The organism is Nocardioides zeae, from assembly GCF_010686755.1.
Lineage (GTDB): Bacteria > Actinomycetota > Actinomycetes > Propionibacteriales > Nocardioidaceae > Nocardioides > Nocardioides zeae.
The window spans coordinates 189,285-210,547 of sequence record NZ_JAAGXA010000006.1; the positions used below are offsets into that span (position 1 = coordinate 189,285).

Sequence of the window (21,263 nt, forward strand, 5' to 3'; positions counted from 1 at the left end):
TCGGGTGGTGGGGCGCCTCCGGGTCCGGGGCCTGTCGCGGCTGGTCGCGGAACGGGGACGTTGGTGCGTCCCGGATCGACCCTGCGGCGTCGCAGCCGCACAGTTCCGGGCGCGGGGCATCTCTCGCGGGGCCTCGCGTAGGGCAGGCCATTCGGGTGGTGGGGCGCCTCCGGGTCCGGGGCCTGTCGCGGCCGGTCGCGGAACGGGGACGTTGGTGCGTCCCGGATCGACCCTGCGGCGTCGCAGCCGCACACTTCCGGGCGCGGGCATCCCTCCCCCGAGACTCCGCGCGTAGCGGACCGGCGCGGTCCGGGTCCTCCCTGTGGACAGGGCCGTGCGGATTCGCGATGACGCCGCCATCATGGTTCGCGTGAGTGGACATCTCGGGAATGTCCGTCCGCAGCAGGCGACGCGTGCGACCGCGCCGGGCTGGCGCGATCCGCGGCTGTGGGTGGGACTGCTGATCGTCGCCGTCTCGGTCGTGGTCGGCGCGCGCGTGCTCGCGTCGGCCGACGACACCGTGGCGGTGTGGGCCGCGCGGGAGGACCTGCCGGCCGGTTCCGCGGTGGCGGCGGACGACCTCGTCGCCGTCGAGGTGAGGTTCCGCGACGGTGACCGGCTGGAGGAGTACGTCGCGGCTTCCGACCCACCCGACCCCGACGTCCGGCTGGACCGGGACGTGGGCGCCGGCGAGCTCCTGCCGTCGGCAGCGGTGGTGCCGGCGGACGAGTCCGACGTGCTGCACCTCCCCGTCACGGTCGAGCCCGGCCTCGTGCCGCCCGGGGTCGGTGTCGGCAGCATCGTCGACCTCTGGGTCGCCGGCAGCGACCTGCCCGCCGTGTCCGACGGGTCGGTCTCTGGGGAGCCGGGCGATCCCGGTGCCGGTGCCGGGACCGATGCCAGCTCCGCCTCCTCCGCCGCGCAGGACGGGGCCGTCCTCCTCCTCGAGGCCGTCCGTGTGGTCGAGGCTCCCGACGCGTCGACGCAGGTGGGTTCGGTGGCCGATCGGCAGCTGGTGCTCGCGGTGCCGGAGGAGCAGCGCGACGCGGTGCGCACCGCGGTCGCCGCGATGGCGGCCGGCACGGTCACGGTCGCGCAGCGGGGGTGACGGCGTGATCTGCGTGCTCGTCGTGGGGTCGGGAGCCGCGTGGGAACCGACCGCGCTCACCGCCTTGGCCTCCCGCACCGACGTGACCGTCCTCAAGCGGTGCGTCGACGTCAACGACCTCCTGGCCGCGGCGACCCTCGGGCAGGCCGACGTGGCGGTCGTCGGCCTCGACGCCCCGGGTCTCGACGCGGCCGCGGTGGAGCACCTGCGCCGCCACCGCGTGCGGGTGGTCGGCGTCGTCGACACGACCGCGAGCCCCGAGGCGGCGCGCGCCCACGCGCACCGCATCGGCGTGCGGGCGCTGGTGCCGGCCGGCTCCGGGGACGCGCTGCTGACGAGCGTGCTCGCACCGCCGTCGACCGACGCGCCCACCAGGCCCGGCGCCAGGCCTTCCACCGGGCCGGGCAGCCGGCCGAGCGACGCCACCGTCCCCCGCGGCCCCCGGCTGCCGTCGTCCGGGGGTCGCGCCGACGCGCCCGGTCACGATGCCCCCACGTGGCCAGGGCCGGCACCCGGCACACCTGGCACGTCCGGCGCACCGGGCACGCCCGGCGACCCCGGCGCCGCGGAGCAGTCCGTCGTCGGCGGTCGGGTCGTCGCCGTGTGGGGTCCGGCGGGCGCGCCGGGCCGCACGACGGTGGCCGTCGGGCTGGCGGCCGCGCTCGCGCGTCGCGGGCGATCGACGCTGCTCGTCGACGCCGACCCGTGGGGCGGCACGGTGGCGCAGGCGCTCGGCGTCCTCGACGACGTGTCCGGGTTGCTCGCCGCGGCGCGCGCCCATGCAGCCGGCGACCTCGAGACCGGGTGGCCGGGGCTCGTGCGCCAGGTGGAGCGGCACCTGCACCTCCTCACCGGCCTGCCGCGCCCCGACCGCTGGGCCGAGGTCGCGCCCGAGGTGCTCGAGGTGCTGCTGCCCGCGGCCGCCGTGGCCGGTGACGTCGTCGTCGACACCGGGTTCGGCATCGAGGGCGACGAGGCCGCCGACCTCGCGGGGCGGCCCGTGCGCGACGCGACGACCCAGGTGGCGTTGCAGACGGCCGACGTGGTGGCCGTGGTCGGCACCGCCGACCCCGTCGGTCTCACCCGCCTCGCGCGGGGACTGACCGACCTGCGGGAGCTCGAGGTCGCGGCGCCCGTGCACGTCGTCGTCAACCGCATGCGTCCCACGCTCGGGTGGTCGGAGGCCCAGGTGCGGGCCATGCTCACGGACGTGGCGCGCCCGGCGGCCGTGCACGTGCTGCCCGACGACGTGGCGGCGTGCGACCGGGCCCTCGTCACCGGTCGTCACCTGCTCGACGTCGGGGACGGCCCGTTGGCCCGTGGGGTGCGGGGGCTGGCGGACGCGCTGCTGCCCGGTCCGGGTGTCGCCGCGCGGACGACCACGCGTCGGCTACGCCGAGCCGGGCGGCAGCGCCGGGGTCAGGAGGCGAACAGCAGGTAGAGGCCACCGGCGGTGAAGGCGACCATCACGACGAGCATCGGGAGCTGTCCCGTCACCGTGTGCTGCTTCGGCAGGAGCGCCAGCGACCGGTCGTGCGCGGCCACCGCTCCGATGATGTGGCCGAGCACTACGGCACCGACCTGGATGAAGGCGAGGAGCCCGATGTTGTCGGTGAGGAAGTAGGACGGCTGCAGGTCGGCGGTGCCGAGCCAGTTGGCGCCCGTGCCGAGGGGGTCGCTCATGTAGATGACGACCTGCTGGCCGAACTCGAGCAGGTAGGTCACGTAGTGGGCCACGATGTAGCCCACGATGATCGGCACGATCGAGGGCGCCATCCGCGCCGGCAGGTCGCGCCGGGGCACCTCGCCCACGGCCGGCGTCGCCATCGCCGCGCCCGCCAGGAGCACCCCGACGATCCCGATCAGGGCGACGAGGGACACGTTGAGGATGAGGTCGGAGTCGATCGTCGTGTTGTTCATGAACTTCGCGAACGGGATGGACTCGCGGAACGAGTCGTAGGCCGTCGAGCCGAACAGCACGGCGACGACGGCGGCGAGCCCGGGGTCGGGCCGCAGGGTCGCGAGGTTGGCCAGCGGGCTGCGCACGACCAGCGTGCCGTCCTCGTCGCGGCCCCAGATCGAGACGTGGGCGACGAGGGTGGAGTAGGCCTCGAACGGGTCGCAGCGCTCGAAGAAGGTGTCGCCGAAGAGGGCGCCACCGACGAGCATCACCGCCAGGTACGCCGCGAGCCAGAGCCGCACGCTGCTCGTCGTGGTGCCGGACGCGCTCACGAGCTCGAGCCACACGAAGGCGAACAGCCCGAGGGCGGCCGGCCAGTAGCCCAGCCAGGGCGGCAGCTCCCGGGCTCCGACCGCGGGGTCGCTGCCGGCGATCCGCGCGAGCCCGGCGTGGATGGCCCGCGCCGGGTTCACCGCCCGGTAGAAGCGCCCGAAGAACACCGACGCGGGCACGATGCCGACCCACAGGAACACGTAGAACATGCCGAGGCCCGGGTTGGTGACGACGTCCCGGCCCGCGACGAGGGCGAAGAGCAGGTAGGCGAAGAACAGCACGCCCAGCAGGCGGAGGGCCAGGCGCGTCGCCGGGTGGTCCACGACCGTGCCGAGCCGCGCCACCGCACCGGCCCGCCAGGGCGCCATGCGGGTGGTGCCGGGCCGCTCCCCGTCGTACCGGGGCCGCCGCCAGGCCACCGCGAGCACGATGAACGAGGCGGTCAGGGCCAGGGCGGAGCCGATGACCACCGCCTCGAAGGGGATGGGGAGGTCGGCGGTGGCGCCGATGCCGCTGTGGGCGAGCACGGCGTCGCCGGGCCGCCCGCCGGCCGGACCCCCGAGCGGGTCGGTCGTCACGAGCGGACGTCGAGGCGGACGAGCAGGCGGTCCGGGTCGTGCAGCTCGATCTCGTAGCTGCCGACCTGGTCGATGGTCGTCGTGTGGTCGCTCGTGCCGGGCTGCGCCTCGATCGTGAACTCGGGGTTGGTGTGCCCGTGGATCTCGATCGGCACGTCGGTGGTGACGCGGAAGACGATCTGCTGGCCGACCGACGCCTCGACCCGCTCGGCGTCGGGGCTCACGGAGTCGCCGTCGACGGTGACTTCGATGACGAGGGCGTCGCTCGCGATGCTGCTCGACGGGGCCGTGCCCGGGGTGCTCGCCGACGAGGACGTCGCGCCCGGCTCGGGGCTGGGGCTGCTGGTGTCGCTGTCGTCGGCGCGGCCGCCGCAGGCGGCGACGGACAGCACGAGGAGGGCGGTGACCGCGGTGGTGGCGCACCGGCGCACGGCGGGTCTCATCAGTCGTCTCTTCCTTCGTCGAACCGGTGGCTCCGGACGGCCCGAGACGCCCGTCACCCCACTCTGTCAGAATCGCCTCCGAGGTTACGTACCGTCGTAACGCACCGGCAGGGAGGGTGGGTCTGTGACCGAGCGTCTGAGGTCCCGGGACATGACCATCCTGGCCACCGACTCCACCACGACGCCGCTCCACAACACGACGCTCGAGATCTTCGACCCGGGTGACTCGGGCTTCGACCACCCGCGCCTCGTCGAGCTGATCGCCGACCGGATCGCCTTCGTGCCGCGCTACCGCCAGCGCATCCTCACCGTGCCCGGCTCGGTGGCCAACCCGGTCTGGGTCGACGACCAACGCTTCGACCTCGGCTACCACGTGCGTCGCTCGGCGATCCCGCGGCCGGGTGGCATGGCCGAGCTGCTGGAGCTCGTCGCCCGCATCGTGTCGCGCCCGCTCGACCGCTCGCGGCCGCTGTGGGAGGTGTACTTCGTGGAGGGGCTCGCGGACGGGCGCGTCGCCGTGCTGTCGAAGTCCCACCAGATGCTGGTCGACGGGGTCGAGACCGTCGACATCGGCCAGGTCCTGCTCGACGCCCAGCCGGAGCCGAAGGTGATGGAGGCGGACGAGTGGCACGCGCGCCGTCGCCCCACCAACCCGGCGCTCGTCGCCGACGCCCTGCGGGAGTCGCTGACCTCGGGCGGCACGGTGCTCGCGACGGCCCGCACGGCGGGGGACGCCGTCGCGCGCCGCACGCTCGGCCTGCGGCGGCGGCTCACCGGGGTCGCGGGCCCGCTCGCCCGCCTCGGCGGCCCGCTGGCCGCCCCGCCGCCGGTCGCCGAGTCGCCCATCACGCCCGCCACGCTGAGCCAGCAGCGCCGGGTCGTCGGCGTCCGCACGAGCCTCGCCGACCACCGACGCGTGCGCGAGGTGCACGGCGGCACGGTCAACGACGTCGTGCTGGCCACGGTCGCGGGCGCGCTCCGCACGTGGCTGATGGCGCGCGACCAGCGGATCGGGCCCTCGCGCCGGGTGCGGGCGCTCGTGCCGATGTCGGTGATCGACGACGAGCTCGAGGCCACCTCGCTCGGCACCCAGATCCAGGGCCACCTCGTCGACCTGCCGATCGGTGAGCCCAGCCCCGTGGTGCGGCTCCACCAGGTGTCGTACTCGTTCAAGGCCCACAGCGAGACCGGCCGCGCGGTGGCGGCGAACCGGCTGGCCGGCATCGCCGGGTTCGCGCCGACGACCTTCCACGCCCTGGGGTCGCGGGTGGCTCTCGCCGAGCTGCGCAGCAAGCGGTTCCAGGTGACGGTGACGAACGTGCCGGGGCCGCAGTTCCCGCTGTACGCGGCGGGCGCGCGGATGCTCGAGACCTACCCGGTGCCGCCGCTGCTCCCGCGGCACGCGCTCGCGATCGGGGTGACGTCCTACGACGGTCACGTCCACTACGGCGTGACGGGCGACCGCGACGCGATCACCGACCTCGAGCTGTTCGGGCAGTGCCTCACCGACGCGCTCGACGAGCTGCTCGACACGACCGACGAGTCCCGTCGCCGCGCGCCGCGGGGGCGCACGGGGAGCCGTCGGGCCGACCGAGGGACGGAGGCCGGTCGATGACCGTGCGTGTGTACGTGCCGGTGACCTCGGGCCAGCTCGCCCGGGTCGTCGCCGAGGGGCGCCTCGACGGGCCGTTCCGGGCCCACGCGGTCACGGCCGCGCTGCAGGAGGCGTGGCCGGAGGCCGAGGACGAGGAGTGGGAGTACGCCGCGCAGGCGGCCGCCGGTGTCGCCTCGCTCGCCGCGCGCGGCGAGGGCGACGTGCCGCGCCGCCTGGTGCTCGCCGCCGACGTGCCCGACGTTCGCCCCGCGGGCGACGAGACCGAGCCGACGCTCGTCGAGGTCGACGCCGACCTGCCCTGGAAGCGCATCGCGTCGGCCCACGTGGACGTCGAGGACCTGAGCCCGGCGGTCGTCGCGGCGTACCTCTCCGACGAGGAGCTGCCCGACGTCGTCGACGGCGTCGAGCTCGACCACGACCTGGCGTGGTTTGCGACGCAGGAGATCCGCACGCTCGTGTAGGTCCGGTTGAGCCCTGACCGGGGTCCTGCGACGATCGACGGCATGGACGCGATCACGACGCCGCCCGCCCCCGTGAACGAGCCGAACCTCCACTACGCCCCCGGCGCCCCCGAACGCCTCGCGCTGCTCGAGGAGATCGAGCGCCAGGAGTCCGAGCGCCGCGACCTGCGGGCGTACGTCGGGGGGTGGCGCACCGGCGGCGGCCCCGAGGTCGACGTGGTCCAGCCCCACGACCACGCCCACGTGCTCGGCACGTTCCGCTCCGCCGCGCGCGCGGACGCGGAGGCCGCCGTAGCCGCCGCCCGCGAGGCCGCCCCCGGCTGGCGGGCGCTGTCGTTCGACGACCGGGCCGCGGTGATCCTCCGCGCCGCGGAGCTCCTCGCCGGCCCCTGGCGCCAGCGCCTCAACGCCGCCACCGTGCTCGGCCAGTCGAAGACGGCGTTCCAGGCCGAGATCGACGCCGCGTGCGAGCTCATCGACTTCTGGCGCTTCAACGTGCACTACGGCCGGCAGATCCTCACGGAGCAGCCGATCGCCAACGCGCCGGGGATCTGGAACCGCACCGACCACCGGCCGCTCGAGGGGTTCGTCTACGCGATCACGCCCTTCAACTTCACGGCGATCGCGGGCAACCTGCCGACCGCCCCGGCCCTCATGGGCAACACCGTCATCTGGAAGCCGTCGCCGACGCAGCAGCTCGCCGCCTCGCTCACGATGGAGCTCCTCGAGGAGGCCGGGCTGCCGCCGGGCGTCATCTCGATGCTGCCGGGCGACGGGATCGAGGTGTCCGACGTCGTGCTGCCGCACCCGGACCTCGCGGGCATCCACTTCACGGGATCCACGCCGACGTTCCAGCACCTGTGGCGCACGGTGGGGGAGAACATCGCCGGCTACCGGTCCTACCCCCGCCTCGTCGGCGAGACCGGCGGCAAGGACTTCGTGCTGGCGCTGCCGTCGGCCGACCCCGACGCGGTCCGCACCGCGCTCGTCCGCGGCGCGTTCGAGTATGCGGGCCAGAAGTGCTCCGCCGCGTCCCGGGCGTACGTCGCGCGCTCCATCTGGGAGCGGATCCGCGAGCAGCTCGTCGCCGACGTGGACGGCCTCGCCGTGGGCGACCCGACCGACCTGTCGAACTTCCTCGGTGCCGTCATCGACGACCGGTCCTTCGCCAAGCAGAAGGCGGCGATCGACCGGGCGCACGCGACTCCCGGCCTCGAGGTGGTCGCCGGCGGCACGTACGACGACAGCACCGGGTGGTTCGTGCGCCCGACCCTCGTCGTGGCGGACGACCCGACCGACGAGATGTTCCGCACCGAGTACTTCGGGCCGGTCCTCGTCCTGCACGTCTTCGACGACGCCGACGCCGAGCGGGTGACGGAGCAGCTCGAGGGGTTCGCGCCGTACGCGCTGACGGGCGCGGTGTTCGCCCGTGACCCCCGCGAGGTGGCCCGCGCGAGCGCCACCCTGCGGTTCGCGGCCGGCAACTTCTACGTCAACGACAAGCCCACCGGGGCGGTCGTCGGGCAGCAGCCGTTCGGCGGCGGTCGCGCGTCGGGCACCAACGACAAGGCGGGGGCCGCGTCCAACCTGCTGCGCTGGACGAGCCCCCGCTCCATCAAGGAGACGTTCGTGCCGCCGACGGACCACCGCTACCCCCACCAGGGGTGAGCGGGGCCGCGCCGGCCGGCACGCGGGTCAGCGGGCGAGCCAGGCGCGGCCGGCGCGGTTCTCGGCCTTGAGGGCCTTGACGAGCATCTCGCCGATGAGGCCCTCGATCTTGCCGCCGACGAGCGGGATCGAGACCTTGATCTCGAGGTCGACGGTCTCGACCGTGCCGCCGTCCACGCTCTTCAGCGTGGCGGTGCCCTTCATGTCCCCGGGCTTGCCGGGGATGGTGACGTGCACGTCGGCCTGGTCGCCGGTCCACGTCTCGCGCTGGTCGATGACGATCTCGTCGCCGACGAACTTCTTCGCGAACGAGGGGATCCCGTTCGCCGGCTGCACCGTCTCGAGGTGCACCGTCGTGCCCTGGATGTCGACGGTGGAGCGGAGGGCCCGCTGCTCGGTCGCGACGGTGCGTCGGAACTCCTCGTCGAGGAGCATCGCGCGGACGTCCTCGATCGGGGCGTCGTAGGTGAGGTCGTGGGAGATGCGCTTCGCCATGGGCGTCATCATGGCGCACCGTCCCCAGCCCCGTCCCCAGCCCTGTCCCCGGCGGCGTCCCCAGCCCGGGGCGCATCCCTTGTCCGGGCTCGTCGGGCCCCCCTAGGGTCGCAGGGTGGCGACGACCCTGGACGGCAGGAACCTCGACCGGAGCAAGACCGACCTGGTGACGGAGGCTGCCGACCACGCCCGGTCGCGGTGCGCCGCGCTCGGCGTGGATCCGGGGGACGTGGGGGCCCTCATGACGGCGTACTTCCGCCACGTCGCGCCCGAGGACATCCTCGACCGCTCCCCGGCGGACCTCTACGGGGCGTTCGCCTCCCACCGCCGCCTCGCCCAGACCCGCGCCGCAGGCGCGGCGGTCGTGCGCGTGAGCACCCCCGCGGCGGCCGAGAACGGGTGGACCGCGGGCGGCCACACCGTGGTCGAGGTCGTCACCGACGACATGCCGTTCCTCGTCGACAGCGTGACGATGGAGCTCGACCGCCAGGGCCGTGACGTCCACGTCGTGCTCCACCCCCAGCTGCTCGTTCGGCGGGACGCCTCGGGCGAGCTCCTCGACGTGCGGGCCGTCGAGGAGGGCACCGCGCCGGCGCCGGGGCAGGACGAGGTGGCGACGGACGCCGAGGCCCTGCGCGAGTCGTGGATCCACGTCGAGATCGGCCGCCTCGCGACGGACGACGGCGCCGACGACCCCGAGGAGATCCGTGCCGCGGTGCTCGGCGTGCTCGCCGACGTGCGCGCCGCGGTCGCCGACTGGCCCGCGATGCGCGGCGCCGTGGAGCAGGTGGTGGCGGACCTGCGCGAGCGGCCGGAGGAGACGGCCCCCGGTGTCGACGCCGCCGAGGTGCGCCGTGGCGCCGACCTGCTGGCCTGGCTCGCCGACGACCACTTCACGCTCCTCGGCTACCGGGAGTACGTGCTCGACGCCGACACCCTCGAGGTGGTGCCGGGCACGGGACTCGGCATCCTGCGCGAGCAGTCGCCGGACGACCCGCCGCCGCACCGCGTCGCAGGCGCCTCCGGCCGGCTCACCGACGAGGTGCGGGCACGCCTGCGCGAGCCCCACCTGCTGGTCCTGGCCAAGGCCAACTCGCGGGCCACCGTGCACCGTCCGGCCTACCTCGACTACGTGGGGGTGAAGACCTTCGCGCCCGACGGCTCGGTCACGGGCGAGCGCCGCATCCTCGGGTTGTTCTCCTCCGCGGCGTACACGGAGTCCCTCACCCGCATCCCGCTGCTGCGCGACAAGGCGCAGGCGGTGCTCGACGGCCTCGGCTTCGCGCCGTCGAGCCACGCGGGCAAGGCGCTCCTCGACACCCTCGAGAACTTCCCGCGCGACGAGCTGTTCCAGACGCCGGTCGCGGAGCTGACGCCGATCGCGCAGGCGGTGATGTACGCGCGGGAGCGGCGCCGTGCCCTGCGCCTGTTCGTGCGGCGCGACACCTACGGGCGCTACCTGTCGGTGCTCGTCTACCTGCCCCACGACCGGTACTCCACGACGGTCCGGGAGCGCTTCACGGCGGTGCTGCGGCATCGGCTCGACGCGGGCGGCATCGAGTACGCGGTGCGGCTCTCCGACGCCGCCATGGTGCGCGTGCACTTCGTGGTCCGGCCCCGGGAGGGCATCGCGGTGGCGCCCAGCGACGCCGCGCTGGTCGCCGACCTCGAGCACCGCTTCGACGAGGCCGCCCGCTCGTGGCGTGACGACCTGCGGGCCGCGCTGATCGCGAGCCACGGCGAGGTCGACGGCGCGAAGCTGGCCCGCCGCTACTCCCAGGCGTTCCCGGAGGCCTACAAGGAGGACTTCGACGCCCGCACGGCCGCCTCCGACATCGGTCGTCTCGAGCAGGTACGCCGCGAGGCCGCCACCCACGGCGGCGTCGACGTCGCGCTGCACCAGCCCGTGGACGCGCCCCCGGGTGAGGCACTGCTGAAGATCTTCCGCGTCGGGCCGCCGATCTCGCTGTCCACGGTGCTGCCGATGATCTCCTCGATGGGCGTCGAGGTGCTCGACGAGCGGCCCTACGAGCTGGAGGGCCTCGAGGAGCCGTCGTGGGTCTACGAGTTCGCGCTCCGCCACGACGGCCCGGTGCCGTCGGAGGCGGTGGAGCTGTTCGGCAGCGCCCTGCGTGCGGTGTGGGACGGTCACGCCGAGGTGGACCGCTTCAACGCCCTCGTGCTCGGCGGCGGCCTCACCTGGCGGCAGGTGAGCGTGCTGCGCGCCTACGGCCGCTACATGCGTCAGGGCGCCTCCCCGTTCTCGACCGGCTCGATGGCGGACGCCCTGGCGGCCAACCTCGACATCACGCGCCTGCTCGTGGCGCTCTTCGAGGCGCGGTTCGACCCGGACGCGGACGACGCGTCCCGCGAGGAGACGCAGGGCCGTCTGGTCGAGCGCATCACCTCGGCGCTCGAGGAGGTCGTCTCCCTCGACCACGACCGGATCCTGCGGGCCTACCTCACCCACGTGCGGGCCACGCTGCGCACCAACTTCTTCCAGCAGCCCGACGCGGGGGGCGTGCGGTCCCACCTCGCCCTCAAGCTGCGACCCTCGGCGATCCCCGACCTGCCCGCGCCGCGGCCGGCGTTCGAGATCTTCGTGTACTCGCCCCGGGTCGAGGGCGTGCACCTGCGCTTCGGCTCGGTGGCGCGCGGCGGCCTGCGGTGGTCCGACCGGCGCGACGACTTCCGCACCGAGGTGCTGGGGCTCGTCAAGGCCCAGATGGTCAAGAACACGGTCATCGTCCCGGTGGGCGCGAAGGGCGGGTTCTACGCCAAGCGCCTGCCCGACCCCAGCGACCGCGAGGCGTGGATGGCCGAGGGGGTGGCGGCGTACCGCACCTTCATCTCCGGCCTGCTCGACGTCACCGACAACCTCGTCGAGTCGTCCGAGGGGCGCACGGTGGTGCCGCCGCAGCGGGTGGTGCGCCACGACGGCGACGACACCTACCTCGTCGTGGCCGCGGACAAGGGCACGGCGACGTTCTCCGACATCGCCAACGGCCTCTCGGCCGACTACGACTTCTGGCTCGGCGACGCGTTCGCCTCGGGCGGTTCGGTGGGCTACGACCACAAGGCCATGGGCATCACCGCCCGCGGCGCCTGGGTCTCGGTCCAGCGCCACTTCCGCGAGCTCGGCCTCGACACGCAGCGCGAGGACTTCACCGTGGTCGGCATCGGTGACATGTCGGGCGACGTGTTCGGCAACGGCATGCTGTGCTCGCCCCACATCCGCCTGGTGGCCGCCTTCGACCACCGCGACGTCTTCCTCGACCCGGATCCGGACCCGACCGCGTCGTACGAGGAGCGGGAGCGCCTCTTCCGCCTGCCGCGCTCGTCGTGGCGCGACTACGACCGCACGAAGATCTCGGCGGGTGGCGGGGTGCATCCCCGCACCGCGAAGTCGATCCCCGTCACCGAGCAGGTACGCCGCGTGCTCGGCCTCGCCGACGACGTCACCTCCCTGCCGCCCAACGACCTGCTCCGCGCCATCCTCAGGGCGCCCGCAGACCTGCTGTGGAACGGCGGCATCGGCACCTACGTGAAGGCCGCCCACGAGTCGCACGCGGACGCGGGCGACAAGGCCAACGACGGGATCCGCGTGAACGGCGGGGACCTGCGGGTGCGCGTCGTCGGGGAGGGCGGCAACCTCGGCCTGACGCAGGGCGGTCGGATCGAGCTCGCCCGCAACGGTGGGCGGCTCAACACGGACTTCATCGACAACTCGGCCGGTGTGGACACGTCCGACCGCGAGGTCAACATCAAGATCCTCCTCGACCGGGTGGTCGCCGCGGGTGACCTGACGGGCAAGCAGCGCAACGAGCTGCTGGCGTCGATGACCGACGAGGTCGCGGCGCTCGTGCTCCGGGACAACGACCAGCAGAACCGGGCGCTCGCCAACGCGGACGCCAACGCACCGGCCCTGCTGCACGTGCACGAGCGTTGGATGCGGCGCCTCGAGGGCGACGGCGTGTTCGACCGTGCGCTCGAGGGACTGCCGGACCGCGCGGAGGTGCGTCGCCGCCTCGAGGCGGGGGAGGGGCTGAGCCTGCCGGAGCTGGCGGTGCTCATGAGCTGGACGAAGATCGTGCTGGCCGACGAGCTGCTGGAGTCCGACCTGCCTGACGACCCCTACCTGCGGGGGTTGCTCTACAGCTACTTCCCCACGCCGATGCGCCACCGGTTCCGCGCCCAGATGGACGCCCACCCGCTGCGCCGCGAGATCGTCGTGACGGCCGTGGTCAACCACCTCGTCAACACCGCGGGCATGACCTTCTGGCCCCGGCTGGCCGACGAGACGGGGGCGAGCCCGGCCGAGCTCGCGCGGGCGCACTTCATCGCGGAGGAGATCTTCGGCGCCGTCGCGCTCCGCCGTGAGATCGAGGCGCTCGACAACCGGCTGGACGCCGCCGTGCAGACCCGCATGCGCATCGAGCTGCGCACCCTCGTCGAGCGCGCGGCCCGTTGGCTCGTGCTGCGCCGCTCCGACCGCGGGGCGGAGGGCGTCGTCGACTTCTTCGGCGAGCGCATCCAGCAGGTGCTCGCGGGCGACCCCGGGCTGGCCGGGCTGCTCAGCGGGCGGGACCTCGCGGCGTACGAGCAGCGCCGCGACGCGCTCCTGGAGGGCGAGGTGCCGCGCGACCTGGCGGAGCGGATCGCGGCGCTCCCGCCGTCGTACGCGCTCCTCTCGGTCGTCGAGACCGCCGCCTCGGAGGACCTGCCGGCCGAGACGGTGGCCCGGGTGCACTTCGCGCTCGGCGAGCGGCTCGGGCTCTCGAGCCTGCTGGCGCGCATCCTGGCGCTCCCGCGCTCCGACCGCTGGGAGACGACGGCGCGGGCCGCGCTGCGCGACGACCTCCACGCCGTGCACGCGCTGCTGACCGGCCAGGCGCTCGCCGTGTCGTCCGACGACGACCCGGCACCGGTGCGGGTGGCGACCTGGGAGGAGACCCAGCCGCAGGTCGTGGCCCGTGCGGCGAGCACCCTGGAGGAGGTCTGCGCGGAGGAGCCCGACCTCGCCCGGCTCTCGGTCGGCATGCGCGTCGTGCGCGGCCTCGTCGCGTCGCCGAGCGGCGGGGCGGACGTGGCCTGAGGCCGGTCGGCCTGGTCCGTGGCCCGAACTGGGACGTTGGTGCGCCCCGGGCTGGTCGGGACCGGCCCCATCCGCACATTTCGGGCAGCAGAAGTGCGGCCAGGGCGCGGCCCGAACCGGGCCGGGCCCGGGCCGGCCTGGCGAGGCGTGGAACTGGGACGTCGGTGCGTCCCCGACTCGCTACGACATGCCCCATCCGCACATTTCTTGCGGCGGCGGCGGCGGGAGCGGCGCGGGCGACGGAGCCGGACAGCGGACCGGCTCGAGCTCAGCGCCCCTCGAACCTCGGCGCGCGCTTCTCCACGAAGGCCGTCATGCCCTCGGCGGTGTCGGCGGTGCGGAACAGGGTGAGCTGGCCGAGGTTCTCGCGCTCCATGGCCGACTCGAGCTCGACGAGGGTCGCGGCGTTGACCGCCTTCTTGGTGGCCGCGTACGCCAGGGGCGCCCCCGCGGCGAGCGTCGCCGTCAGGTGCGCGACGGCCGCCGCGAAGGCGTCGGCGGGCGCGAGGTGGCTGACGAGGCCCGCGGCGTGGGCGTCGGCGGCCGGGAGCCGCTCGCCGAGGAGCACCATCCGCATCGCCCGAGCGCGGCCGACGGCGGCCGCGATGGTCGCGCTGGCCCCGCCGTCCGGCATCAGCCCGATCCGGGCGAAGGTGAACGCGAAGGACGCGTCGCTCGAGGTCACCTGCAGGTCGCAGGCCAGCGCGAGGGACGCGCCGACGCCCGCGGCGACGCCGTTGACCGCCGCGACCACGGGCTTGTCGAGGCGGGTGACGGCGCGGACGAGACGGTTGGCGCGGTGCACCGCCTCGTCGTCGAACGCGTCCAGGGGCGAGGCCCCGGCGAGCGCGGCACCCGAGCTGAAGGCCTTCCCGCGGCCGGTGAGCACCACCACGCGCACGTCGTCGCGGCCGACCGCTCGCTCGAGGGTCGCGGCGGTCGACTCGACCATCGCGGCGTCGAGCGCGTTGTAGGACTCCGGCCGGTCGAAGGTGACCGTGAGGACGCCCCGGGCGTCGAGGTCGACCTCGACGCCCGGGGCGCGGACGATCCACTCAGCGGACAAGGGACACCCCGGCGTCCTGCATCGCGGCGAGGGCAGCGTCGGTGCTCTCCGGTGCGACCCCGGCCGTCAGCCCGGTCAGCACCCGCACGGAGAAGTGCTCGCGCACCGCGTCGAGCACGGTGGCCCGGACGCAGTGGTCGGTCGCGATCCCGCAGACGTCGACCTCGTTGATGCCCCGGGCCCGCAGCCAGTCCACGAGGGTCGTGCCGTCGTCGGCGGCTCCCTCGAAGCCGGAGTACGCCGCGTCGTACTGGCCCTTGAGGAACACCGCCTCCACCGCGGAGGTGTCGAGCTCGGGGTGGAACTCCTCGCCGCGGGTGCCGACCTCGCAGTGCACGGGCCAGGAGTCGACGAAGTCGGGGTCGTCCGACCAGTGCGCGCCGGGGTCGATGTGGTGGTCCTTGGTGGCGACCACGGCGGCGTAGCCGTGGTCGCCGGCCAGCAGCGCGGAGACGCCGGCGGCGACGGCCGCGCCGCCGCTGACGGCCAGCGAGCCGCCTTCGCAGAAGTCGTTCTGCACGTCGACGACGATGAGTGCTCGGGTCATGGTGTCCAGCCTTCCAGACGGTGGGGTGGGATGTTCAGGACTGGTAGACGGTCGGGAGCAGCGGCTCGCCGCGCGTCATCGAGCGGGCCGCCAGCGGCAGCTCGGCGAACGCGGCGGCGTGGCGCTCGCGCGCGGCCTCGAGCGTCTCGCGGCCGACGATCTCGCCGCCGACGACGAGGTCGCGGTGCAGGGGACGGTCCGTCGTGCCGTCGCCGGGCTCGGGGTCGGCGTCGACCGCGATCACCTCGGCGACCGCGACGCCGTCGGAGAGCCGGCGCACCGCACGCTTGCTGCCGCCGACCGAGAGCTTGTTGGTGCTCTTCTTGGCGACCGGGACCATGCGGCCCTCGTCGTCCTCGCGGGCGACGAGCTTGTAGACGAAGGCGCTCGTGGGGTGGCCCGAGCCGGTGACGAGGCGGGTGCCCACGCCGTACCCGTCCACCGGTGCCGAGGCCAGCGACGCGATGGCGAACTCGTCGAGGTCGCTCGTGACGATGATGCGGGTGTCGCGGGCCCCGAGGGAGTCGAGCTGCTCGCGCACCTCGACCGCCAGGGCCCCGAGGTCGCCCGAGTCGAGACGCACGGCGCCCAGCTCCGGACCGGCGACCTCGACGGCGAGGCGCACGGCCTCCGCCACGTCGTAGGTGTCGACGAGCAGGGACGTGCCGGCGCCGAGGCTCGAGACCTGGGCGCGAAACGCGTCGGCCTCGGTGTCGTGGAGGAGCGTGAAGGCGTGCGCCGAGGTGCCCGTGCTCGGCACGCCGTAGCGCTGCCGGGCCGCCAGGTTGCTCGTGGCGCCGAACCCGGCGACGTACGCCGCGCGTGCGGCCGCCACCGCGGCCTCCTCGTGGGTGCGCCGCGAGCCCATGTCGATGCACGGGCGCCCGCCGGCCACGGCGATCATGCGCGACGCGGCGCTGGCGATGGCGGAGTCGTGGTTGTAGATCGAGAGCAGCACGGTCTCGAGGAGGACGGCCTCGGCGAACGTCGACTCGACCACGAGGAGGGGGGAGCCGGGGAAGTAGGCCTCGCCCTCGCCGTACCCCCGGACGTCGCCGGAGAACCGGTAGTCGGCCAGCCACGCGAGCGTCGTGTCGTCGACGACGCGCTCGTCGGCGAGGAAGTCGAGCGTGGCGGTGTCGAAGCGGAACGCCTCGATCGCCTCCAGCGCGCGGCCCACGCCGGCGACGACGCCGTAGCGGCGACCCTCCGGCAGCTTGCGCCCGAACAGCTCGAAGACGGAGCGGCGGTGCGCCGTGCCGGAGGCGAGCGCGGCCTGGAGCATCGTGAGCTCGTAGTGGTCCGTCAGCAGCGCGGTGGCCGGCGCCTCAGTAATAGTCATGATGACAATATAAGGGGTGGGGTGTCACCCCGCAAGGGTGTCCCCGCCGCTGTGTCACGATGGGCGCGTGTCTGCTGCCAGCCCCGTCGAGGTCGAGCCGACGCTCACCCCGGACGACTCGCCGATGCTCGCGAGCCCGTGGGTCACGATCGTCTGGGACGACCCGGTCAACCTGATGAGCTACGTCACCTTCGTGTTCCGCACCTACTTCGGCTACACCACCGAGCACGCCGAGGAGCTGATGCTCCAGGTGCACAACGACGGCAAGTCGGTGGTGTCCACCGGGAGCCGGGAGGCCATGGAGCGCGACGTGCAGGCGATGCACGAGTACGGGCTGTGGGCCACCATGGAGCGCGCCGAGTGAGCGGGTTCACCCGGCACCGTCGCAGCGGACGCGTCATCGCCGCGTTCACCGGCTTCGAGGCCGACCTGCTGCGCTCCCTGGCCGGACAGCTGGTCGAGCTGCTGCGCAACGAGGCCGCCGCGCCCCGCGACCCGGTCGACCCGCTGGAGGCGATGTTCGACTTCGACGGTCCGACGACCGCGCCGGAGGACCCCGTGCTCGCGCGGCTCTTCCCCACGGCGTACCAGCACGACGAGGAGGCGGCGGCCGAGTTCCGGCGCTTCACCGAGGGGCACCTCCGTGACGGCAAGTCGGCCGCGGCCTGCCGCATCATCGAGGACCTCGAGGAGGCGGGCCTCCCCGACGAGCTCGGTGAGGACGGCCTCATGATCGACGTCGAGCTCACCGAGGACGTCGCCGTGACCTGGATGCGCTCGTTCACCGACATCCGCCTCGCCCTTGCGACGCGGCTCGGCATCGAGGACGGCGACGAGGCCCGGTGGATGGCCCTGCCCGACGACGACCCGCGGGCCCAGGCGCACGACATCTACGAGTGGGTCGGCTACCTGCAGGAGACGCTCGTCGGCGCGCTGACGCGCTGAGGGCGGCTCGACCCCTCAGGCCGAGGGTGCTTCGATGGGTGGCATGCGCCTGTTGCGATCCGCTCGTGCCACCGCCCTGGGCCTCGGGGTCGGGCTCGTGCTCGCGTCGACCGCCGCGTGCAGCGGCTCCGACCCCGACGACGCGGCCGACCCGACCTCCTCCGCGCCCCCGGAGTCCACCACGACCTCGGACCCGGCCGAGCCCTCCGGCACGACGGAGCCCACCGAGAGCAGCGGCACCCCCGAGGCCGAGCCGCCCGACACCGCCTCGACCGGCGAGGCCCTCCCGCCCGTGGACGGGCAGCCATGCTCCGCGGACGTCACGCTGAGCGGCGCCGTCGAGTCCAGCTGGGAGGGTGAGGGCGTCGTCGCCGAGGGCGGGGCCTACGGGCCGACCGTCACCTACCAGTCGACCCACGAGGACCACGGCGTCACGCTCGTCGCGGCCGGTGAGGGGTTCGACGCGGCGGCGTACCTGACCTCCGGGGGAGCGTTCTTCGGCTCGGTCCCCGGCGGCGACGGCGTCGAGATCGACCCGGCGGGCGGCGGAGCCCAGGTGGACGTCGAGCTCGTCGCTCCCGAGCTCGAGGGCGACCCGGTGCGCCTCGTCGCGACCTTCACCTGCTGATGCCGGTCCCCGACTTCATCGCGGCGCTCCGCGAGCGCATCGGCACGGCCGAGCTGTGGCTGCCGGGCGTCACCGCCGTGGTGGTGCGTCCCGGGAACGGTCCCGGCGCAGCGGCCCGCGAGGTGCTGCTCGTGCGCCGCTCCGACAACGGCGCGTGGACCCCGGTCACCGGCATCTGCGACCCGGGCGAGGAGCCCGCCGTCACCGCGCGGCGCGAGGCCCTCGAGGAGACCGGTGTCGAGATCGTCGTCGACCGGCTCGCGCTCGTGCGCACGACGGGCCTCGTGGTCTATCCCAACGGCGACCGCAACCGCTACCTCGACCACACCTTCGCGTGCCGGTGGGTCGCGGGGGAGGCGTACGTCGCGGACGACGAGTCCTCCGAGGTCGGCTGGTTCGCGCTCGACGCGCTGCCGCCGATGAGCGACGAGATGCGCGAGCGGATCGACGCCGGCGCCAGCGACGAGACCGCGACGCGGTTCGTGCGCTGAGGGGGGCTGACACTTTCCCCGGTCGACCGGGGAATGTGTCGCCCCTCAGTAGCCCGCGAACGCGTCGGTCCGCACCTTCGCGGCGCGTCGGCGCAGGCCGCCGCGCAGGGCGGCGACCATGGCCGGCGGCCCGGAGACGTACGCCGCGCGCTCGCCCAGGTCGGCCACGGCGTCCGCGACGAGGTCGGCGGTGACGTACGGCGCGTCGACGTGCCGCCAGCCGGCCGGTAGGTCCCGCGGCGCACCGGGCGCGACGAGCACGACGGGCACGCCCGTGGCGGCGAGCTCGTCGCGGTAGGCGACGTCGTCGGGGTCGGGCACGCCGTACACGAGCACCACGTCGCGGTCGGTGGCCCCGGGGGAGCGCAGCTGGGAGAGGAACGGGGTGACGCCGATGCCCCCGGCCACGAGCAGGAGCGGCCGGTCGCCGCGCGGGAGCACGAAGTCGCCGCCGACGGCGGTGGCGGTGAGGCGCGAGCCGACCTCGGTGGCGAGCAGCGCCGACTTGAAGGACGAGCACGGCTCGGGGACGCGCAGCGCGACGGCGACCTCGTCGGCGCCGGCGGGGCTGACGATGCTGAAGGCGCGCCGTACGCCGCGACGGTCGACACCGCGGTGCGGAGCGGCGAGCTCGAGGTACTGGCCCGGCGCGAACCGCACGGGGCGCCGCGGCGCGAACGACAGCTCCCACACGTCGCCCGCCACCCGTCGGCGGCCGGTGAGGTGGAGCCGCACGCCGCCGCGCTGCCCCAGCCAGAACGCGACCGCGCCCGACAGCACGAGCGCCAGCTCGGACTTGAGCGTGTAGAACCAGTAGGTCGGGGGGTCGAGGACGAAGATCGACTGGAAGCTCGGCCACGCGTAGACGACCGCCGCCAGCACGGCCACGCCCAGCTGCTGGGCCCGCCGCGGCGGGAGCGTCAGCGGCTCGCTCAGCATGAAGCCCGCGAGGAAGATCGCCGGCGAGGACACGAACGCGAAGGTCAGCGCGTCCGACAGCGTGCTGCCGAGGTTGACCTGCCCGAGCACGACGAGCCCGGAGCCCAGCAGCGCGAAGACGAGGCCGAGCGCGACCTTGCGGGTGCGCCAGAGCACCACGAGCGCGGCGAGGGCGACCGGCACGACCATGGCCTCGTTGGCGATCCACCAGCCGTTGGCGATGCCGGCGCCCTGCTGCCAGAAGTGGTGCACGGTGAAGACGATGACGACGCCGGCGGCCGCCGGGTTCACGACGTGGCGGCCCCGCACGGCGATCACGTACTTCGACGCGCTCGCCGCCACCGCCGTCGCCGCCACCCACACCAGGCCCTCGAGATCGGCCGCGGGCAGCAGCAGGAAGAAGAGCAGCAGGCCGGTGATGACCGACGACTCGGTGTGGGGCCTCACGCCCAGGGGGAGTGCGATCGCCGCGTTCGACAGCACCGCTGCGGCGACGGCGACGACGAGCGTGAGGGCTGCGGCGCCCACCGTCGTGAAGCCGACGAGCAGGCGGTCGGTGCCGATGAGCAGGAGCGCGTACGCCGCGAGCAGCCCCAGCAGGAGCGTCACGACGCGATACATGGGGAGGCGTCCGAGCGCGGCGTCGAGCCGTCCGGTCACGGCACCGGGGCCGGTGGTCAGGGTGGTCGGGGTGCTCATGCGAAGACCTCTCCGGGGAAGTCGGGGGAGACGTGGAGGCGGTGGCCGGTGCCACCGGGTCCGCGGTCGAGGCGGACGTACGCCGCGCCCTCCGCCGCGGCGAGCGCGGCCGCCGCGTCGGGGTCGAGCAGGAACAGGGCGGTCGCGAGACCGTCGGCGACGAGGGCGGAGCCGGCCACGACCCACGTGGCGAGCACGTCGTCGACGGGCCGTCCGGTGCGTGCGTCGAGCACGTGGTGGAGGCCGTCGCCCCAGGTGCGGCGGTTGGTCGCCGACGCGCAGAGCGCGCGGCGCTGCGCCGCACCGTCCAGCGCGGCGACGCCGACGGCGAAGCCGGGCCGCTCCGGGTGCTCCAGGGCGACCCGGTACGGCGCGGCACCCGGCCCCGGCACGTGGACGAGGTCCCCGCTGGCGTCGACCGTGACCCCGCCGGAGCGGTGCTCGGCGAAGCCGCGGACCACGTCGGCGACGAGGTCGACGAGGTAGCCCTTGCCGGCCGCCCCGACGTCGAGCACGAACGGCTCCGCGGTCACCAGGTACGGCGCGTCCCAGCCCACCGCGCCCCAGTCCACCGCCGGGCGGTGGCCGGGACGGGCGGCGAGGGTGTAGCCCGCGTCGTACCCCAGGTGCTCGAGGCCGTCGCCGACCGCCGGGGACATCGCCCCGGCGGTGGCGGCGTGCAGCCGGTCGTAGAGACCGAGGAGCGGGCCGGCGTCGTCCGGCATCCGGTGCCGCCCCGCGGCGGTGCGCACCGCGTCGACGACCGACCCGGGCCGGAAGCGTGACCAGTCCCGGTCGAAGGCGTCGATGCGGAGCGCGACGGCGTGCCGCACGGCGTCCGTCAGCGGAGCCTCGGTCGTCAGGCGCCAGCGGGTGCCGATCGCCTCGAAGACCCAGTCGCCGCCCATGG

18 protein-coding genes are annotated in these 21,263 nt (G+C 74.4%); 10 read left to right on the forward strand and 8 right to left on the reverse strand.

Translation table 11 applies throughout. The annotated features are described in order from the left end of the window. The first annotated feature begins 370 nt into the window (after positions 1-370). Positions 371-1,108, forward strand: coding sequence for a hypothetical protein (locus G3T38_RS22635; protein ID WP_163772255.1), 738 nt, complete (start codon positions 371-373; stop codon positions 1,106-1,108). 4 nt (positions 1,109-1,112) lie between these two features. Further along, positions 1,113-2,549, forward strand: coding sequence for a nucleotide-binding protein (locus G3T38_RS10550; RefSeq protein WP_163772256.1), 1,437 nt, complete (start codon positions 1,113-1,115; stop codon positions 2,547-2,549). Here G3T38_RS10550 and G3T38_RS10555 read toward each other — a convergent pair. Both G3T38_RS10555 and G3T38_RS10560 read right to left on the reverse strand, forming a co-directional pair. Next, complete coding sequence (locus G3T38_RS10555; protein WP_194247571.1) at positions 2,528-3,919, reverse strand: hypothetical protein; 1,392 nt, start codon at positions 3,917-3,919, stop codon at positions 2,528-2,530. The two genes, G3T38_RS10550 and G3T38_RS10555, sit on opposite strands and share 22 nt — an antisense overlap. Then, positions 3,916-4,362, reverse strand: coding sequence for a hypothetical protein (locus G3T38_RS10560; RefSeq protein ID WP_163772257.1), 447 nt, complete (start codon positions 4,360-4,362; stop codon positions 3,916-3,918). The genes G3T38_RS10555 and G3T38_RS10560 overlap by 4 nt, the downstream gene beginning before the upstream one ends. Before the next feature lie 124 nt (positions 4,363-4,486). Here G3T38_RS10560 and G3T38_RS10565 point away from each other — a divergent pair, with 124 nt between their 5' ends. Genes G3T38_RS10565 through pruA form a run of 3 tightly spaced genes read left to right on the forward strand, consistent with a single transcriptional unit; the run spans position 4,487 to position 8,106 of the window. Next, positions 4,487-5,977 carry a wax ester/triacylglycerol synthase family O-acyltransferase gene (locus G3T38_RS10565; protein WP_163772258.1) on the forward strand — a complete coding sequence of 497 codons (1,491 nt, stop codon included), beginning with the start codon at positions 4,487-4,489 and terminating at the stop codon, positions 5,975-5,977. Next, a complete protein-coding gene (locus G3T38_RS10570; protein WP_174267846.1) occupies positions 5,974-6,438 on the forward strand; it encodes a DUF6912 family protein in 465 nt (154 codons plus the stop codon). Before G3T38_RS10565 ends, G3T38_RS10570 begins: the two co-directional genes overlap by 4 nt. Positions 6,439-6,480: 42 nt before the next feature. Next, the gene (gene pruA, locus G3T38_RS10575) at positions 6,481-8,106 is read left to right on the forward strand and encodes an L-glutamate gamma-semialdehyde dehydrogenase (protein ID WP_163772259.1); all 1,626 of its coding nucleotides are present in this window, start codon (positions 6,481-6,483) and stop codon (positions 8,104-8,106) included. A 27-nt stretch (positions 8,107-8,133) separates the two neighbouring features. Here pruA and G3T38_RS10580 read toward each other — a convergent pair whose 3' ends face one another. After that, positions 8,134-8,601 (reverse strand): DUF2505 domain-containing protein, encoded by a 468-nt coding sequence (locus G3T38_RS10580; protein WP_163772260.1) that lies wholly within the window; start codon positions 8,599-8,601, stop codon positions 8,134-8,136. A 115-nt stretch (positions 8,602-8,716) separates the two neighbouring features. On the opposite strand from G3T38_RS10580, the gene G3T38_RS10585 reads away from it, so the two are divergent. Further along, on the forward strand, positions 8,717-13,696 hold the full coding sequence (locus G3T38_RS10585; protein ID WP_163772261.1) for an NAD-glutamate dehydrogenase domain-containing protein: 4,980 nt from the start codon (positions 8,717-8,719) through the stop codon (positions 13,694-13,696). A 268-nt stretch (positions 13,697-13,964) separates the two neighbouring features. Here G3T38_RS10585 and G3T38_RS10590 read toward each other — a convergent pair whose 3' ends face one another. Genes G3T38_RS10590 through G3T38_RS10600 form a run of 3 tightly spaced genes read right to left on the reverse strand, consistent with a single transcriptional unit; the run spans position 13,965 to position 16,651 of the window. Then, positions 13,965-14,762: an enoyl-CoA hydratase-related protein gene (locus G3T38_RS10590; RefSeq protein ID WP_174267847.1), complete on the reverse strand. Its 798-nt coding sequence runs from the start codon at positions 14,760-14,762 to the stop codon at positions 13,965-13,967. Then, positions 14,752-15,309, reverse strand: coding sequence for an isochorismatase family protein (locus G3T38_RS10595; protein ID WP_163772262.1), 558 nt, complete (start codon positions 15,307-15,309; stop codon positions 14,752-14,754). Before G3T38_RS10595 ends, G3T38_RS10590 begins: the two co-directional genes overlap by 11 nt. A gap of 34 nt (positions 15,310-15,343) precedes the next feature. Beyond that, entirely contained in the window at positions 15,344-16,651 is a 1,308-nt protein-coding gene (locus G3T38_RS10600) for a nicotinate phosphoribosyltransferase (protein WP_163772263.1), read from the reverse strand. A 124-nt stretch (positions 16,652-16,775) separates the two neighbouring features. Between G3T38_RS10600 and clpS the strand changes: the two genes are divergently transcribed. From clpS to G3T38_RS10620, 4 genes are read left to right on the forward strand one after another with little or no spacing between them, the layout of a single operon-like run. Further along, positions 16,776-17,015: an ATP-dependent Clp protease adapter ClpS gene (gene clpS, locus G3T38_RS10605; RefSeq protein WP_163772354.1), complete on the forward strand. Its 240-nt coding sequence runs from the start codon at positions 16,776-16,778 to the stop codon at positions 17,013-17,015. Further along, positions 17,012-17,596, forward strand: coding sequence for a DUF2017 family protein (locus G3T38_RS10610; RefSeq protein ID WP_163772264.1), 585 nt, complete (start codon positions 17,012-17,014; stop codon positions 17,594-17,596). Before clpS ends, G3T38_RS10610 begins: the two co-directional genes overlap by 4 nt. A 43-nt stretch (positions 17,597-17,639) precedes the next feature. Continuing rightward, a complete protein-coding gene (locus G3T38_RS10615; RefSeq protein WP_163772265.1) occupies positions 17,640-18,224 on the forward strand; it encodes a hypothetical protein in 585 nt (194 codons plus the stop codon). Continuing rightward, the gene (locus G3T38_RS10620) at positions 18,224-18,715 is read left to right on the forward strand and encodes an NUDIX hydrolase (RefSeq protein ID WP_163772266.1); all 492 of its coding nucleotides are present in this window, start codon (positions 18,224-18,226) and stop codon (positions 18,713-18,715) included. Before G3T38_RS10615 ends, G3T38_RS10620 begins: the two co-directional genes overlap by 1 nt. A gap of 45 nt (positions 18,716-18,760) precedes the next feature. Here the strand turns inward: G3T38_RS10620 and G3T38_RS10625 are convergent, their stop codons facing one another. Together G3T38_RS10625 and G3T38_RS10630 are read right to left on the reverse strand one after the other, a co-directional pair. After that, entirely contained in the window at positions 18,761-20,353 is a 1,593-nt protein-coding gene (locus tag G3T38_RS10625) for a ferredoxin--NADP reductase (RefSeq protein ID WP_163772267.1), read from the reverse strand. Further along, positions 20,350-21,261, reverse strand: coding sequence for an FAD:protein FMN transferase (locus G3T38_RS10630; protein WP_163772268.1), 912 nt, complete (start codon positions 21,259-21,261; stop codon positions 20,350-20,352). Before G3T38_RS10630 ends, G3T38_RS10625 begins: the two co-directional genes overlap by 4 nt. Between the last annotated feature and the right edge of the window lie 2 nt (positions 21,262-21,263).

Coding starts and splice junctions, on each gene's coding strand:
- G3T38_RS10560 (WP_163772257.1), bottom strand. CDS start 4,362: ATGAGACCCGCCGTGCGCCGGTGCGCCACCACCGCGGTCACCGCCCTC.
- G3T38_RS10570 (WP_174267846.1), top strand. CDS start 5,974: ATGACCGTGCGTGTGTACGTGCCGGTGACCTCGGGCCAGCTCGCCCGG.
- pruA (WP_163772259.1), top strand. CDS start 6,481: ATGGACGCGATCACGACGCCGCCCGCCCCCGTGAACGAGCCGAACCTC.
- G3T38_RS10580 (WP_163772260.1), bottom strand. CDS start 8,601: ATGGCGAAGCGCATCTCCCACGACCTCACCTACGACGCCCCGATCGAG.
- G3T38_RS10595 (WP_163772262.1), bottom strand. CDS start 15,309: ATGACCCGAGCACTCATCGTCGTCGACGTGCAGAACGACTTCTGCGAA.
- G3T38_RS10600 (WP_163772263.1), bottom strand. CDS start 16,651: ATGACTATTACTGAGGCGCCGGCCACCGCGCTGCTGACGGACCACTAC.
- clpS (WP_163772354.1), top strand. CDS start 16,776: ATGCTCGCGAGCCCGTGGGTCACGATCGTCTGGGACGACCCGGTCAAC.
- G3T38_RS10615 (WP_163772265.1), top strand. CDS start 17,640: ATGCGCCTGTTGCGATCCGCTCGTGCCACCGCCCTGGGCCTCGGGGTC.
- G3T38_RS10620 (WP_163772266.1), top strand. CDS start 18,224: ATGCCGGTCCCCGACTTCATCGCGGCGCTCCGCGAGCGCATCGGCACG.
- G3T38_RS10625 (WP_163772267.1), bottom strand. CDS start 20,353: ATGAGCACCCCGACCACCCTGACCACCGGCCCCGGTGCCGTGACCGGA.
- G3T38_RS10630 (WP_163772268.1), bottom strand. CDS start 21,261: ATGGGCGGCGACTGGGTCTTCGAGGCGATCGGCACCCGCTGGCGCCTG.